Genomic DNA, 17,246 nt, shown 5'->3' on the forward strand with positions numbered 1-17,246 from the left:
AGCAATTCTCGTCCCGGTTGGTGGCCTTTAGACTGCTGGCTTTAACCTTGACTCGAACAATGGAGCCTGCCTCTGCTCAGTCGACCATCAGTTGCCTATGCAAAGAGATATCGGTGGGATTAATAGTGGTAGGAAGCAGCTGAAGGGCATCAATACCTTCAGCAAAAGATTAGTTTTTCGTTGCTTTACAAACACCAGTAAAAAAATAAAAGGGGAAATGATTGTAGTATTTCATTTCCCCTTTTGCTTTGAGTATTCCTTCTTTGTTAATGAATACCTTTAAAAATTCTATTCCAACGTATTTTTGAAAGCCCATTACCATCTGCATTCCAGCTCATCCAGGTAAATAGTGCTTTTCCGACAATATGGTCTTCAGGAACAAATCCCCAGTCTCTAGCATCGAGCGAATTGTGTCGATTGTCGCCCATCATCCAATAATAATCCATTTTAAATTTATAGGAATCTGTACGCCTACCATTGATATACACGCCATCCGATTTCTGCTCTAACTGGTTCTTTTCATACACGCTTATGGCTCGCGTGTAGAGCGGCAACGTCTGAGCATTCAAGGAAATCGCCATTCCTTTTTTTGGAATCACAAAAGGTCCGAAATTATCGTAATTCCATTTATACTGAGGATCATTCGGAAAAGTATTTGCTTCGGCTTCTCCAGGCTTGCGTAAGTTCATTTGCATGGATTTAACATTGGACCAAGATTTTACCATAGCCGCTTGGCCAGTTGTTAAAAAGATGAGATACACACCGGGCTGAATGGCAGAAACTTCTATTCCCATATCTTTCAAGCGCTGCTCGTCGAGCCCTGTCTCATCAGTGACCACGGTATAATCCATTTGACTTTCTGGCGCTACAAAGCCTAGCTTATCATTTACAAACAAGACACCTTCTTTCATACTGATTTTGTCTCCGGGCATTCCCACACATCGCTTAATTAGATGTTCTCTTTTGTCAACGGGACGAGTTTGAATCGTAAATTGTTGATGTACAGCCTCACGCCCCATGCTACGTACCAAATCGTAATAGGGTATGTCTTGATTTTCCACCGCAACCGTATCGCCGGCAGGGGCATTAAATACGATCACATCATTCCTTTTTATTTCTTGAAATCCGGGCAATCGCCTGTAAGGAATTTTAATAAGCTCAGAGAATGCTTTTCCGCCTATAAGTGGCATGGTATGATGTGCAAAAGGGAAAGCTATGGGTGTATTTGGAATACGGGGTCCATAATTCAATTTGCTGACAAAGAGATAATCTCCAATCAGGAGCGACTGCTGCATAGAACCTGAAGGAATCATAAATGCCTCCAATAAAAAACCACGAATCAGCGTGGCAGCAACAGTGGCAAAAACAATGGCATCGGCCCATTCGCGCACCATCGACTTTTTATAGGGGTATTTCTTGCTATAATCTACATAAGACTCATGTGCGATTTCCAATTCACTTTCCTTTGTCGTTCCGCGACCTTCGGCGTGAGCTGCTCTCAAATTTTTGGCATATAGCCCGCTCAAAAATTGCACATTTTTATCCTTACCCCAAAGTGGTAAAACAATAAACGGAACTAATACAGCAGCGCAGTTCTCCCAAAATCTTCTCTTTCCAAAACAATGAATAAAATCGAGATAAAGATTATAAAAGACAAAGACATTCACGATTGGTACGATCAATAGAATAAGATGCCAGGCCTTTTTGCCCAGTATCTTCGATTGTATCCATTGACTATAAACGGGAACAACACCCTCCCAACCTTTACGGCCTGCTTTTTTAAATAGCAGCCAAAAACCATAAGCTGCAATGAGGGTCAATACAATAAAAACGATAAGTATCATAAGTTTGTTTTAATTGCAACAATAGTGAGTAATTCTCAATAAATAAATAATCTGGCCGCGGATGCTGAAGAATCCTTCGCTTTTTGCAGTTCATTATATCGCATGATATATGTTATAAAAAGATCGTAATCATACTCCTTTTCATTTTCAAATTCAGCGAACAACTCCGGTTCGTCATTAATTAGCTTACCAAAAATGATGGGTCTTTTCTTTTTCACATCGCTAAATAAGCCATTGTGATTGCTATTTATCTCGATGACCTCACCGGTTGATTTTTTTAATGCATAAGCATGTTTATACTTTGTGACCATGATATTTCCCATTGTACCTCCGCCTCCACCGATAGCCACCCCAGCCCCAGCGCCGACCTTGGTTTCGGAAACATAATAGGCCATAATTTCTCCGTCAACGAGTACCTCAGCAAAAGTGGGTCCCTGACTGAGTCCTTTCCGAATGCGATACATCTCTGGAGATGTACCCGGAACCACTTCTAGTCCGTTTTCCACGTAAGAGGGTGCATAAACTTTCCTTTTCGATTGCCAATACGCCCGGTATACATCGCCGGGCTGAAAAGTTAACTTTTCTTTTTGCTGATTCTCAAATTTTAGTCTATGATCTTTGATAGATGAGATTTTTCCATAAATCGTATCGGCATTCATAAGTACCAAGTAGTCCTGGTCTTTTGCAGTTTCTTGAGCACGCACAATTGACGTCCCCAATAAGGTGAATAAAATCACATTGAATAAGATTGATATGACTTTCATACAAGGCAATATGCTATAAATAACTTTTGAAATGAAATGAACACGCTTTTTTTATACAAGCTAAAGCTACCTTTGAGTTACATTAGCTTGAAATGGAATTTCTTCTCCGCACTTAGTGTAAAACTACATAAAAATATGAAATTCATACCCCACAAAGCAAAAGCCACATCATTTTTCTGTGATGTGGCTTTTGCTTTTGCTGATTGAGTACTTTTAACTTGTATATTTACTTTCAAATTCTGCTGAAGCTTTATTGACTCCATTACCCATATTTTCAAATGCTTTATTGATATTATCAAGTAATGCAGATTCTGTCGTTGCATCGGATGTTTTATTTTTGCGAAGCTCAATCAATTTCGGATAATCCTCCGTAACGATCTTCTTGTAGCCGTTTAACCCATCGAGCACTGCTTTTTGGAATGTTGCATCACCTTTAAAATCACCAAGGTCTTCTACTTTTTTGATGTCATCATTTAAAGACTTCTCCCATTCTGTGCGCACTTGTTCAGCTTTGGTATAATCGGAGCTATTCATTGCTGCATTCATGTCCGTCACATGTTTTTCACTTCCGTTGATCACGGTAATAATCGAATTATTGTATGCTGCAGGATCTTTTACTCCCGCCCCACAACTCGACATAGTCAGAGCCGCCATGGTCAAAACGCCGGTAATCATCTTTTTAATCATATTGATCTATTTTTATTTTAAATTTTAGTATTTGGAACTCATTTACACAAAGATAGCTTCGAACATAGCGCAATCCCATCACGGAAATCAGGGATTTATAGAAGCTATTGAAACCTATAAGGCTGCTAGTTGATTGCGAAAGTTGTTATTGCCATTACGTTGATCAAACCGATCCGCAAGTTGATGCGCCAATTTCCTATAATGCCCAGCCAGTTCGCTAGCTGTGTAGCTAGTTTTACCTTGGAAAAGATTATGCTGCTGCCCTAGCTCAAGCATAAAATGTTCGTCAGCTCTAAAATTTTTCATGGCTTCACAAACGTAGCACGCCAACTGAAACATGGATCTACTTTCGGGTCCATCGGCCCAGGGTAAAAATCGTTCGATCCATTCCTTGGATTTACCGAGGTCGGTATACGAGAAATATGTTGCTAGTTTAATAGCTGATATTAATATTGCGGAATCTTTCTCTTTCTTAAACACCTCCGTTTCTGCGAGTTTTGCCATTCTGTCTGCTTGTTCAGCATCTCCATGCTTGTAACCTTCATATGCAAGGTTTACGGCAGTACGCAGAGGAACATGTGAACAGGTGAACTGTCCTTCAATGAGTGGCAAAGCTTTTTCTACTGCTGGGGCATAGCCATACTGCAATAATGTTGCTGATACTTCTGCATCCATTTCACATGCTTCACAGTCACTCATATCATCTCTTTGCAAAGCATTCACATTCGTCAATGCCACTTCAACAGCAGCCAGATCCTTTTGCGCCAGGGCATCACTGAGTTCCTCGTTGTATATGGCGCGCTTACCATAACCATTACGGATCAACCGTTGTTCAAAGTCGCCTAGAGCAGCTTCTATCTGTTCACGGCTGACCGCGGGATTGTCATATAGTTCGGCCATCATCCATTTATACTGCCATAAGAAATCCTCTTCGTTAAAGCGTTCTGGATTTTCATCATACGCCTGCAGTATCCAAGCAAAAGCAGGTAAAGATTCGGTCGAAAAAGCAAGATCGATCTCTTCGCTAATTAAATCTAAACGGAGCTCATATCCCCATTCAATATCTTGATTTTCATCGGCAATCCGAATAGCCTGCGTCAATAGGTTGACTTTCTCCAATGTATTATCTACTCGCGCAACTTGATTGCGAAGTTTCTGAATTTTAAGTGTATACATTTCTATTTTATTGTGTTCTTTTAATGAATTATAGTTCCGTTATAAACAACTTTTCTAATGGCCGGATGAGAAACGTAAAAAAACGGCTTAAAGATTCACGAAATTATCCAGTCCCATGACAATGAGGTTCTTCAGGGCCTCGTTCAAGACTTTCATTTCACGTTCCTGTACCGGATACTTGCCTAAAATCAACGCTTGCACATACAGGACTTCCATCACTGAACGGAGCATATACCCATCCCTTATATCCATTAGCGTGGTGATCAATGCATTATCGGCATTTAAACATAATGTATTCTGGATCTTATTTGGCCTGGATGTCTTGAGTACCTGCGCAAAGGGATTTGCATCTTCTTTCAATTGGCTAATCGTATTTTCCACGTTATTTTGGTCCATTTTTGTAAAAATGGCCGGCGTATCAACTGGTTTAAACCGTCTAATTTCCAAAATGCAGTTGTAGTCGTCCAAAATGCGTTGTGCATCTTTCTGAAAAGAAAAATATTGATGATGCTCGTCTTCATGAATCGGCTGAAAGGTCTCTAGTAGCTGATTTGGCGACATCTCTGTAATATTATACTCGGGATATTTTTGTTTGATCTTACGGAGTAGCTCGGTATCAAACGTATAAGAAGCATTAATAAGCATTATCCCCTGCGTATCAGCCATTCGGTCAATCTGTTTAAAATCTTCAAAGTCGGCGCAATAATAGAGTTGTTGCTGATAATCAATTATATTTTGAAAGCTTCGTTGTCCACGGTTGGTTTCAAATGGGATATCCGCCAAAAAGATTGCTAGGAAATCGGGATCTTCTAGGGCGAATGCTTTTAAATGAAGATAATGCGTTTGGATAATACGTATATAAATATCGTAATCAATCTTCTTCACTTGCTGCAGGTACGTCTTCAAAACGGCAGCAATTTCCTTTCTCGCCTGCCGCAGCAAATCATTTTTCATCAGAGACTCCCGCGATGCGGTGGCACTAAGTTCCTCCGTATTGACAAGCATACGGACAAAGAATGCCCAGTTTGGCAAAATCGATTGATCTTCTTCGGCGAGAAACATGCGCTTCAAGTAGATACGGTGACGCTGCTTGCTGCTAAATTGCGTACGAAAAGGTAAAACATACAACACGCCCTTTGCTTTTCCCGCAGTCGTTTCAAATGGAATTGCGTCCAAAAAGTTGACATGAAATAGCTCTTTCCCTATCGCTAACAAATCTGTTTTCGAAACCGATGAAGCAAGCCATTTAGGTTCATCCTTATGGATGATCTTTTCAACACCTCCTACCACGATTGAAATGGATTCTCGCAGTGCATCTCCATAAAACTTAATTTTCTTCTCGAAATAGTCCGCTTCAAAAATATAATTGTATTGTTTTTTGGGGCTTAAAATTACCTTCGTTCCCACAGGAATATCATCATCACTCAGGCGCTCAATCTTATAGTCGCCTTCAGCTCTAGCCGTCCAGCGTAAGGGCTGCTGTTCAAGCGCCGATTTTGTTTCCACAATAATCTCATCACTGACGACAAAACAAGAGAGCAGTCCAATGCCAAACTTTCCAATAAAATCCTGTGCATCCTTGATGTCCTTACCTTTCGAACTCTCGCCAATAACCGACAAAAATTGGTGGATATCAGACTCCTTGAGACCTATTCCATTATCTTGGAACATAAATTTAGGTTGCTCAACGTTTGGTAATTCTATCTTGATTTTTCCTTGATGATGTTCATCCAAGTGTTTCAATGCTGTAATTGCATCCACCCCATTTTGAAGCAGTTCCCGAATAAATGTGTTGGGATCGCTATATAGGTGCTCTGAGAGCAGCGCGATCATTCCTTTCAAGTTTACCTGAAAGGAATATGATTTCTCTTCCTGCATGTTTTTGTTACTTTCTCGTTTTCTTTGTCAATCGAATAGCTTCTTCATGTCCATTATCTGCCGCTCGTTCAAACCACTCCAAGGCAAGCGTTTCATTTTCTTCCACGCCATCTCCCATGAGGTAGCAGTTGGCCAGTTTATATTGCGCATCAGCATGGTCAGCATCGGCAGCTTTCATCAGCCATTCAATACCGTCATGAAGGTCTGTCGGTACACCTTCTCCGTCCAGCAGTTGTAAGCCAACAAAATAACAGGCATAAACATTTCCTTGTTGTGCTACTTCAATAAATTGGCTATAAGCAGCTGTTTTATCGATCTCGGCACCTATTCCGAAATACAAACAGCGACCCAGTCGATAGATCGCTTCCTGATTTCCTCGTTCTGCGGCCTGTTTATAATACTCAAATGCTTTTGCTGGCTGTGCTTCTATTCCGATACCAAACTCATAACACATACCCAGTCCATCTGTCAAATATCCAAGCTTCTCAGCATGCGTATAGTAATCAAAGCCTTTATCATATTCTTCACGCTGATCATAGTCGAAGAAAAAATAGTCGCCTAGCAGCAACAATGCTTCACCTACATTTTTTTGTGCAGCCTCTTCCAGCAATTGAAGACCAAGGGGCACATCCTGTTTCACAAGGCCGGTCAAATAGTATCTTCCCATCACGTAGATTGCATACGGAAAACCTAAATCAGCCGCCTTTTTAATATATTCTTGTGCTTTAAAAGCATCTTTACTCAGCCCATAACCATATTCATAACAAAGGGCAAGATCAGTCAACGCCTGCACATGGTTTCGCTCGGCAGCCTTTTGGTATAAATCGATCATCCGATCTAGATTTATTTCCGTACCTATGCCACCACGGTAACATCGAGCTAGTTCATATATACTATTTAAATCCTGCATGCTAGCACCTGCTTCAAAGGCGGCAAAAGCAGCTGCTGGCTGAGGAGCGCCTGTCTGGTGATAGTCATTTTCTAAATAAATTCCCTTCAGATAATAAGCATATGGGTAACCCAGATCAGCTGCACGTGAAAAATAATCAAAAGCCAATTTGTAGTCTGGTTCGGCCTTCAATTCGGACGCTAATCCCATTTCCGTTAGTGCTGTAACATTATTAGAAGCGGCCGCTTCTTCGAAGTAAGGGATTGCAGCTGCCAAATCAGGTTCTTCGCCATGAATGCCATATTTCAAGTACCTGCCGACCTGATATAGAGCCTGCGGGAGTTTATCTTTTGCGGCATCTTGATAATAGGCAAAAGCTACCTTGTAATCGGGATCTATTCCATCATAGCCAGATTCTATCATATTGCCCATGCGCAACTTTGCATAGGCAATATTTTTTTGTGCCAGTGCACTAAATTTCTGGAAGGCAGATTTTTCATCTCTCGGCAGAAATCTTCCTTCTAACAGTATTTCCGCAAGTTCAACCTGCGCTTCGACATAATCATCTCGCTGGTCGAGTAGCTGCAATAAAGATAGGCCCCTTTCGATATCCTGAAGTGTGTCATTATAGAGGTAAAGACAAGCTAGACGATAGCCTGCATAAATATTATTGTAGTCGTATGCTTTCTGCAAATACCATAGTGGCTGCTCGAAATCCTCCTTTACCTGATTAGTGTTACTTAATCCCTGAAGTTTGATGAGCGCTATCTGCACTGCAGCGTCCATCATTCCATATTCAAATAATTCGTGATATTCTGGTATAAGACGTTCCAGTTCAACGGAAGAAGTTGCATCTGCGCGTTTTATATCATTCAGAACAAACCTGCAGTATCGGGAATCGGTCAAGGCGATACCCTCTTCCAGGATCTCCAGGCGTTTGGCTTTATTGTCTTTACGAGCGTAGTAAAATTGTAACGCTTCATAATAATGGCGTAATAGTTTTTTCTCCTGAGCGTGTCTAAGCACCTGAATTCGATCAAAGACTTCTTCAAATTTATCGGTCCATACATCGATATGGGCAATATACGCGGTTGCATAAAGATCGCCTCCCAAAGCAAGCGATTCAAGTTCAGCTTTGGCGGTTTCCCGGTCAATATCAGCCAACACACCTAAATAATTATAATATAAATAAAGAGGTCTCGCCCATTTAACCCCAGCCTCCATACCTCTATTTAAATACAACGACGCTTTTTCCTTTTCTACAGCATGCCGGCGACATAAAACATGTTGTAGCCCCAACTCGACCCATGCTTGCGGATTTATAGTGGCATAGCGTTCCAATATTGCCCTGATTTTATCGATAAAAAAAGTATAATCCTCATCGTTTAAATAGACATTTGCAGCAAAATCAGTTCCTTTTTCAAACAATGCATCGTAAAGAGTGGTTGCACTGGGCTGCTGCATATTATACTCAAAATGAATGAGAGCATCAAGCCATATATCAGGTGTAATGGGTTTCGACAGATCAATTGTCAATTGAGGTTCAGCGGATTGCAATGCAGCAACTTTACTGAAATATTCTTCACTTAACTTCATATATAATCGTTGTAGTATGTGGTAAAATAAGCTTTTTTGTGCCCTGAAGGCGCTAAAAAGTAACAAAAACTTTGCCACTGTAGAGGGAACGACGAGAATAACACAAAACAACAACGCAACTTAATTGCTTTTAAAATCTTTTTACCTATATTTGTTGCAACTTAATTGCAACAAATAAATCCAACCCGATGAATAGGTACATCATTTTTTCACTTGTAGTCGCACACCACATGTGCCTCCCATCTTACGGGCAGGAAAAAAGCATCGAGCTTGAAGAAGTTAAAGTTGGCCGGCGACGTTACCATCGGGCAGCGGAAGGGATACTAGCGATCCAGATGCTCAATGCCGACTCTATACAAAAATATCAAGCAGGAAGCTTAATGCAGACATTAAGCCGACTTTCTGGTGTCAATGCCATAGGCATAGGTGCCAATCAGTCCAAACCTCAGATTCGAGGACTCGGATTCAATCGTGTCGCTACGGTAGAAAACGGAATTAAACATGAAGGACAACAGTGGGGATTGGATCATGGATTGGAAATCGATCAATTCAGCGTAGGAAGTGCCGAGGTAATTAAAGGCTCCAGCTCATTTTTGTATGGCTCAGACGCCATTGGTGGCGTCATCCGACTATTGCCACCATCGGAACTACAGGACACAGGTTTTAGGGGGCACTTTAACTTATTGACCAAATCAAACAACGCTACCTTTGGCGGATCGCTTCAAGCACAAGGCCGAAAGGGGAATTGGGTCTTCGGCGGAGGCTTTACACATTTAGACTATGGAGATTATCGCGTCCCTACAGACACTGTTTATGTTTATAATTATGCGGTACGTCTAAAAGATCGCCATGTACGCAATACAGCCGGAAGAGAAACACATGTTCAACTACGCGGAGGCTACATATCAGATCGTTTTTCCTCCATGTTGTATCTGAGTAATTACCATACTAAGTTCGGCTTCTTTGCGAATGCGCACGGCTTGGAACCTCGGGGTGTAGATACAGCTTTCTATGACAGATCGAGCCGGGACATTGGTTTTCCAAAACAGACTGTGAATCATTTGAAGCTGATTAACCGCAACTTTATCGACCTAAACAAGCATAAACTTTGGGTTGACTTGGGGTATCAAAAGAACTATCGTCAAGAATTCAATAATTACACGGCACATGGCTATATGCCCCCCGTCTATCCAAAAGATATGACTATCCCCGCTAGTTTGGAAAGATTATATGACAAACAGATCTATAATATTACTGTTAAAGATCAATTTGATTTGGCGGCGCATCGGCTAACGATTGGCTTAAACGGAGAATATCAGGACAATCAAATTGACGGTTGGGGTTTCCTGATTCCATCCTTTACGCAAAAAGCAATGGGTCTATTCGTTTATGATCAATTTGTAGTGGCCGATTATACCACCTTGTTTGGTGCATTGCGGTACGATTATAGCCATATTCATACGTCATCCTATCAAGATTGGTTCGATTCGCAGCAGGAAGGCAACATGACCACAAGGATTGTTAGGGCATCGGCACTCCGCCGAAGTTTCAATAGCTTGGTCTGGTCTTTTGGGGCGGCTCGTCAATTTGGTTCTTTGGAGACAAAAATCAATATAGGCAAGAGTTTTAGGGCTCCAATTGCGCAGGAACTCGCTGCCAATGGAGTCAATTATCATTACTTCAGTTATGAAAAAGGCAATCGCTCATTGTCGCCCGAACAGTCCTATCAGATGGATTTATCATTAACATGGAGTGGGAAAAAGGCCAATGTTGCCTTCACACCATTTTTTAATTACTTTGCGAATTATATCTACCTCAATCCGACCTCAAGCTACGATCAATACTACGGGGCTGGCAATCAAATTTTTGAATATACGGAGAGTCGGGTACGTCGTCATGGTGCAGAATTCAAACTTAGCTACCGGCCGCTGAAACAATGGAAATTAGAATTATTGGCTGAATACATCCGTTCGGAACAGCTATCGGGAGCAAAGAAAGGCTATACACTTCCCTTTTCTCCTGCGCCTTCCGCTTTGATAGACATCAGCTGGACAGCAAAAAATAGCAAGCGTTTTAAAGATACTTACTTTTCCCTTGATTGTAAATGGACGGCAGCTCAGCATCACATTGTTCCTCCAGAGGAGATCACAGCTGCATATCAGGTGTTTAACTTTCGGACAGGAACGCAGCTGAATCTTTCGGGTTCTGACATCCAACTACGCCTGCAGATTCAAAATCTTTTTGATAAAAAATATATGGATCATACCAGCTTTTATCGTCTGATAGCATTACCAGAACAAGGGCGAAATTTTATGCTGTCCATCGGAATACCATTCGGGAAAAAGCCTCGCTCTTAAGATTATCAACAACTACAATCTTTCTCCGCAATGAACCAACGTCAGTCAATAGCCGATTACGGAAAGTACACCACAACAGATAATTGAGGAAGATAGAACAATAACTATTCATACATGAAAACAATTAAAAAGTACACAATCATTACAGTCATATTTGCCATGACTGTGGCCTGTAGGAAAGATAAGGAAAACATCGATACCGAAAAACCGACCATTGCCATCGATACCGAAAATGCTTTCCCAAAACAATGTAGCACAATTAAGCGAGGCACCAGTTTTACTTTTAGCAGCACACTATCCGACAATGTGGCGTTAGGAAGTTATAGCATCAATATACACCATAACTTTGACCATCATTCACACAGTACCGAAATCGGAGAGTGTATAATAGAGGCTATCAAAAAGCCCGTAAAGCCTTTTGTTTTGGTTAAAACAGTTAATATTCCCGCGCAGCCACAGCGATATAATGCCGAGTTACAAATTGATGTCCCTGCTGATATCGATCCGGGCAATTATCATTTTATGATCCAGGTGACCGACCTCACAGGATGGAGCAGTCAAAAGGGAATTAGCATCCGTATACTCGAATAATACCATACTTATTTATCAACTCAAATTAATTAAATCCATTTTACATGAAAACTAGAAACATTCGCTTCCTCTTCCTGTTAAGTACTGTTCTTTTAGGCTTACTATCGTCCTGTAAGAAAGATAACGAGGAAATTTCAGCACTTGCAAAACCTCAGATAGGCGCACTCGAAATCGGGAGTGGAAACACTAAAACCGTGCAAGCAGGTTCAGATCTGCACCTAGAAGGTGAAATTGTCGCCGAAGGACTGATTGCTAAAATCGACATTGAGGTTCATCAAGAAGGTGGTGGCTCTTATAAGTTCACAAAAGCCTTTACTAACGGTAAATATATCGGCGTAAAAAATGTTACCTTCCATGAACACATTGATGTTCCTGCCGGTGCTCCTGCTGGGGCTTATCATTTTCATCTTACTGTCACCGACAAAGCCGGAAATGCTACTACAGCAGAATCAGCATTAACGATTACGGCCGCCGATGTAAAACCGAGCTTTAAACTTGTCTTCACAGAAGTAACTGGGACAGCGCATGGAAACCATTTTCACGATCTAGCTGACAAGAGCAATGCAGAACCTATGACCATCAACTTCAACGAAAAAGGTCAAGCCCTATCCGGTGGTCATGCGCACCTGCATCCATCCAAAATTTATAAGATTGAATTTAAACAATACGATTTATCAGCGCAGGAGATTCAAAATCAGTACATCCTCAATAAGGCTACTGCAGATTACTACAAAGCATTCCTATTAGGCGGATCATTTATTTTAAATCCCAACACCACTGGTGAAAATGGTGCGATATTTCAGACGCGTGAAACAAAATATGCCGATGGAACAACAATTAGTGATGCTACAGAAACAACCGGAATAATCACCTACTTTACCGCCGGTATCGTCAATGCTGGCGAAAAGCAAGTGCTCTTTGTATTAAGGAAATTAAAAGATGCTTCCACCAAAGCAACCATTACACGCACAGACTGGAACTTGTCTAATTATGAAGCCAAGTTTGCAGGTCAAGACCTCGTTAAGCTATCTTTCGAACTGCATGCAGAGGCAGGGGAAGATTAATAACATAAAAACGCACCTTGTCAACTTGCGAAATGACAAGGTGTACCTTTTTACCGTTACTTTAAACTCACATCCAAGTAAACCGAATGACGCCCATAGGTATCATAAAACGGTTTATAAAGCACATCGTCTATATAAAATTCCAATGTTTCTGGGTTTCCTTTAATAGATTTACCAATATCCTTTGCGTCGAAAGTTACTTTACGCCAATCTTTTCTTGCGGTACGTTCCTGAGCCGCCAAGAGAACGGGGCCATAAAATAGGCTTGCGATATTCGGCTGATCCATAACCGGGTCGAGATGGAAATCGAAGGGCATTTTTAGCTTAACCACATCACCATCTTTCCAGTTACGGTTTATGCTAAGATACGTTCCAGGATCGGCGGCAATTTTTTGGTCAACTCCATTTATAGTAACGAAAAATCCCTTTGTCGCCCAACTTGGTACCCGAACATGAAGATCGAATTTGCCATTACCGCGTATGGTCAACGATGTATGATCTGCTTTTGGAAAATTTGTCTGTTGTTCAATCCTGATTCCCCGCTCTTTCCATTGCAAAGTAGAAGGGATATATAAATTAACATACAATGATTGATCATCTTTACTTCTAAAATAAATCGTATTCTGCAATTTGGTACTGCTCTCTATAGCCGTCCCATTACAACAGGTGAACCCGTGCATATCTGCATTTCCAAATTGTTTGATTGAACCAGGACGCAAAGGAACATGATAGGTATTTGCTGGACTATTCTCCGCAACGGAAGCTAAGATGTGATTATATAGTCCACGTTCATAGTAATCCATCAGCTCTGCACGCTGATCGAACATAAACAAATCACTCGTCAATTTCAGCATATTATAGGTTGCACAGGTTTCATTTTGGCCCCCTGCAGAAAATCCGTTTTGATATAATGTTGCAGGTTGACTGATGAAACATTCGGCATTGGCCGGATTCCTCGCCCCCGCCACACCACCAATGCTATACATATAATCGCTGGTGACTTTATACCAAAAATTGTCGGCTACCTTATAGTATTGAGGGTCATTTGATACACGGTATAGCTCCATGCTGCCTACAATTTGTGGGATATGCTGATTGGCATGCAATCCTCTAAAAGTATCCACATTTTTTGCCAGTCCATGTGTATGTGCTGCATTACCGTAAAACAGATCAATGTTATCAAATAAACGGGCGGTTTTTAAATATTTTTGTTCCCCCGTAACACGATACAACCTTGCCATCACTTCGTTCATCCCTCCAAACTCACCTGCGATATAGGTATTCCACATGTTGATTAATGTTTCGGTCGGGATATTGTTTAAACGCGTATACACCCAGTTGCCCATGCCTTGTGCGATTTCCAATGCTTTTTTATTTCCGCTTACTTCATAAACATCCATCAGACCGGCCAGGATCTTGTGCAGGGTGTAATAAGGTGCCCAAACCTGGTTCTTCTGCCCCCCATATTTGGCCCCATGTTCAAGCATTATAAACTGGTCGGGAGGATAGGCGCTAATAAATCCCAGCCCCCAGTTCCAATAATCTGTACGAATTCCTTCATCACTCAAATCAGAGTCATACGCTGATTTACCAGGACCAATAGGCACTGCCGCTGGATCAGCGACATATGCCTGCCCCGATTGCTTCGGTACACCCGACAATTTTGACAAAGCGTAAAGTTCATTGATCATCGTATCCATTTTACCCAAAAATTTTACTTGAAGGGCTTTGTCATACCCTGTACTGGCGTAAGCTTGCGCAATTGCTGTTAGGTAATGTCCAGTTGCATGACCTCGTAATTTGATATCCTGGCTATCCCATACATCCAGAGGCCTTGCACCCTTTGGTTGCTTTTGTCCAAAAGCGTGACGAAACATATAAAGAAAAGAATTGGGATCTGATGTAGCCAATGTATCCATAAACTTATCACGGTTTTCAATAAACTTGGTGTGATGATGTCCTTCGTCTACATTAAGAGTCACCTGATCCAAATGGAAGGGTTCCAATTTTAAGTTAGGGATGTTAGACTTTATCTTTCCCTTGACACTAACAATTGCTTTTGGTTGAAGATCCGTTCCGGGGATACGTCCAGTTATCGTGTAGGCTGTCTGCTGTAAAACTGTGCTATTATCTGTTGGAGACGGCCATAGCACCCGTACTTTCGGCCCTACCATACCATCTTTATAAGTACCGACGACATAATTAGGCAATCGTGGCAATTCCCCAACCTCCGTTTCTACGCTGACATCTGCGACTCCAATTAAATAAGCATTATACAATTCTGCTTTATTCATCGGAAATCTAGGTAAATCATCCTCGGGCTTGCCTTTGGTGCTTGTATCTTCGTGTACGCCTTTCAATGCATTGCCATATACCGTGGCAATCTGGGCTCGACTAAGTGGCACCCGATAGACCCTGAAATCATGGAGCAAAGCATTTAAACTCGAATTGCCGCCTAATAGGGGCTTTCCAATCTGTAATTTCTTTTTGCTTCCCGGCTGTCCAAAAACTGCGCTCAGTTCTTGCGGAATATTTTTGACTTCTCCAACGGGCCTTCCGTCCAAATACGTTTGTAAAGACCCTGTAGTAACATCGACCACAATGGCCAGATGCACCCATTTGTTCAACGGAACCGAAGGAGACGCTGCACTTTTTACTTCAGTCTTCTTTTGGGAAATAACACCCAAATATCCAGCTTTTTGCGCTGTTCCTGTCGGTGTTACTGCAAAATGCCTCGCAAGATCTTGTCCGAAGTCAAAAAGATATTGTTCAGGCTGCGCTGCCCTCAAGTACAACCAGCCTGTTATACTAATAGACTCCAAATCCGAGAGTACTTGCGACGGTAATACGACAAAATCATCTTTTCCCCCGGCTAGAGACAATACCTTTTTAAATTGCTTATCAGCTACAAATAATGCTTTCTCTCCTTGAAATTTACCATGCAGACCATTTCTTGACCAATCTTTTAAATCCTCATCAAAGACATAACGGGCCACCATTCCTGTCTCACCAATTCCATCCAATATCTGATCTCCACCTTGCGCTACCGCGACATCTATCGTTTTGATAAAAATCGTAAAAAGTATTGCGACGTGTAATTTATATCTTTTCATAATATTATCTATTTCGTGTATTCATAATCTTCGGTTTACGTATTGCCCGGCCCAATTGAGTGTGCTTAGCTACATGACGGACACTCTTCATTGATGTCTCCCTGACTTTTTAAAATTAATCACAAAAGCTCATTATATATAGGTTTATTTTAGCCGATATTCTCCCGATTTTAACTAACACTCCTTCTAATAACGCTATCCTCAATTGAAAGAAAACGCAATAATACCACGTATTCCCAAATACTCGACGGTATTTTGTATTTTAGATTTGATAAGATATTCTATGGAAAAGCGAAATTCAAAAATTTGGGTGCCAGTTATTGGTCTGGATGGTTTCCGAAAAGAACAGACAGCAGGACGGGAAGAACTCCTATTTAACGAACTCCATGGCGAACGGCTTATCGAAAAACCCCATAAGCATGATTTTTTTATCATTAATCTGTTCCATAAAGCTTCTGGCGTACATACCATCGATTCTATCGATTATAGGATAAAAGATCATCAGGTCCATATTCTCTTTCCAGGCCAAATGCACAAGTGGCATATCTATGCCGATACTATAGCTTACCAACTCATGATTGAGCGCCCTCTGTTTGAACATTTTGCACCTTTTTTTCGCTTTTCTTTTACCAATTATCAAAACCATCCTGTCATTGATCTCACTGCAGATTCCTTTGCACAATTACTTTATGAATTTGAATCCGTCAAACAAGAATTGAAAAGAGAAAACTCACTTATTCCTTTAATTAGTGCCCGAGCGGGCGTCATTGCCGCGATTGTAAGTCGAGAGGCAGAGTCTGCGTTCACCGAATTCAAGGTTTATCAATCTGTTCCGCGACTTGCTAAGTTTAATATGCTAATTGACGAATTCTTCAGGGAACAGAAAATGGTGGCATTTTATGCCGAAAAACTTAATATTTCACCTAATTATCTTAATATTCTATGTAAAAAGCATTTAAAAATATCTGCTACACAGCTTATCCACCAACGAATAAACATTGAAGCAAAACGGCTTTTACAAAGCTCCGAACGGTCCATCAAAGAAATTGCCTTTGAGTTGGGTTTCGCAGATCAAGCTTATTTTTCAAATTTCTTTAAACTGCAGATAGGTACCAGTCCCAGTGACTTTAGAGACAATCGTCAAGCTGGGGAGACAATAAGTTTGTTAAGAGGAAAATGAAAAATAGATAAATTACACAAGAAATGGCAGATATCTCCCAGCAAAAATAGCACGACAGTCCTATAAATTTGTAACCTACAATACCAGATGCTTTTTTTTAGACAACT

11 protein-coding genes are annotated in these 17,246 nt (G+C 41.1%); 4 read left to right on the forward strand and 7 right to left on the reverse strand.

What is annotated here, in order from left to right; genetic code table 11:
* Nucleotides 1–266 precede the first annotated feature (266 nt).
* From lepB to B3E00_RS12240, 6 genes are all read right to left on the reverse strand, one after another.
* Complete coding sequence (gene lepB, locus B3E00_RS12215) at nt 267–1,844, reverse strand: signal peptidase I (protein ID WP_293938563.1); 1,578 nt, start codon at nt 1,842–1,844, stop codon at nt 267–269.
* Between the two features lie 35 nt (nt 1,845–1,879).
* Nucleotides 1,880–2,608 carry a hypothetical protein gene (locus B3E00_RS12220; protein WP_293938564.1) on the reverse strand — a complete coding sequence of 243 codons (729 nt, stop codon included), beginning with the start codon at nt 2,606–2,608 and terminating at the stop codon, nt 1,880–1,882.
* 213 nt (nt 2,609–2,821) lie between these two features.
* On the reverse strand, nt 2,822–3,295 hold the full coding sequence (locus B3E00_RS12225; RefSeq protein ID WP_209579428.1) for an LIC11966 family surface protein: 474 nt from the start codon (nt 3,293–3,295) through the stop codon (nt 2,822–2,824).
* Between the two features lie 114 nt (nt 3,296–3,409).
* A complete protein-coding gene (locus B3E00_RS12230) occupies nt 3,410–4,471 on the reverse strand; it encodes a hypothetical protein (RefSeq protein ID WP_293938565.1) in 1,062 nt (353 codons plus the stop codon).
* A gap of 87 nt (nt 4,472–4,558) precedes the next feature.
* Nucleotides 4,559–6,349 carry an HSP90 family protein gene (locus tag B3E00_RS12235; protein ID WP_293938566.1) on the reverse strand — a complete coding sequence of 597 codons (1,791 nt, stop codon included), beginning with the start codon at nt 6,347–6,349 and terminating at the stop codon, nt 4,559–4,561.
* 7 nt (nt 6,350–6,356) lie between these two features.
* Complete coding sequence (locus tag B3E00_RS12240; protein ID WP_293938567.1) at nt 6,357–8,834, reverse strand: tetratricopeptide repeat protein; 2,478 nt, start codon at nt 8,832–8,834, stop codon at nt 6,357–6,359.
* 188 nt (nt 8,835–9,022) lie between these two features.
* Here B3E00_RS12240 and B3E00_RS12245 point away from each other — a divergent pair, with 188 nt between their 5' ends.
* From B3E00_RS12245 to B3E00_RS12255, 3 genes are all read left to right on the forward strand, one after another.
* Nucleotides 9,023–11,191 carry a TonB-dependent receptor gene (locus B3E00_RS12245; protein ID WP_293938569.1) on the forward strand — a complete coding sequence of 723 codons (2,169 nt, stop codon included), beginning with the start codon at nt 9,023–9,025 and terminating at the stop codon, nt 11,189–11,191.
* Nucleotides 11,192–11,305: 114 nt separating this feature from the next.
* Nucleotides 11,306–11,782 (forward strand): DUF4625 domain-containing protein, encoded by a 477-nt coding sequence (locus B3E00_RS12250; RefSeq protein ID WP_293938571.1) that lies wholly within the window; start codon nt 11,306–11,308, stop codon nt 11,780–11,782.
* Nucleotides 11,783–11,826: 44 nt separating this feature from the next.
* Nucleotides 11,827–12,846: a DUF4625 domain-containing protein gene (locus B3E00_RS12255; RefSeq protein WP_209579422.1), complete on the forward strand. Its 1,020-nt coding sequence runs from the start codon at nt 11,827–11,829 to the stop codon at nt 12,844–12,846.
* A 56-nt stretch (nt 12,847–12,902) separates the two neighbouring features.
* Here the strand turns inward: B3E00_RS12255 and B3E00_RS12260 are convergent, their stop codons facing one another.
* A complete protein-coding gene (locus B3E00_RS12260; protein WP_209579421.1) occupies nt 12,903–15,959 on the reverse strand; it encodes a beta-L-arabinofuranosidase domain-containing protein in 3,057 nt (1,018 codons plus the stop codon).
* Between the two features lie 283 nt (nt 15,960–16,242).
* On the opposite strand from B3E00_RS12260, the gene B3E00_RS12265 reads away from it, so the two are divergent.
* Nucleotides 16,243–17,139, forward strand: coding sequence for a helix-turn-helix domain-containing protein (locus tag B3E00_RS12265; RefSeq protein ID WP_293938573.1), 897 nt, complete (start codon nt 16,243–16,245; stop codon nt 17,137–17,139).
* Nucleotides 17,140–17,246: the final 107 nt, after the last annotated feature.

The organism is Sphingobacterium sp. UBA5996 (assembly GCF_002429765.1).
Classification (GTDB): Bacteria; Bacteroidota; Bacteroidia; order Sphingobacteriales; family Sphingobacteriaceae; genus Sphingobacterium.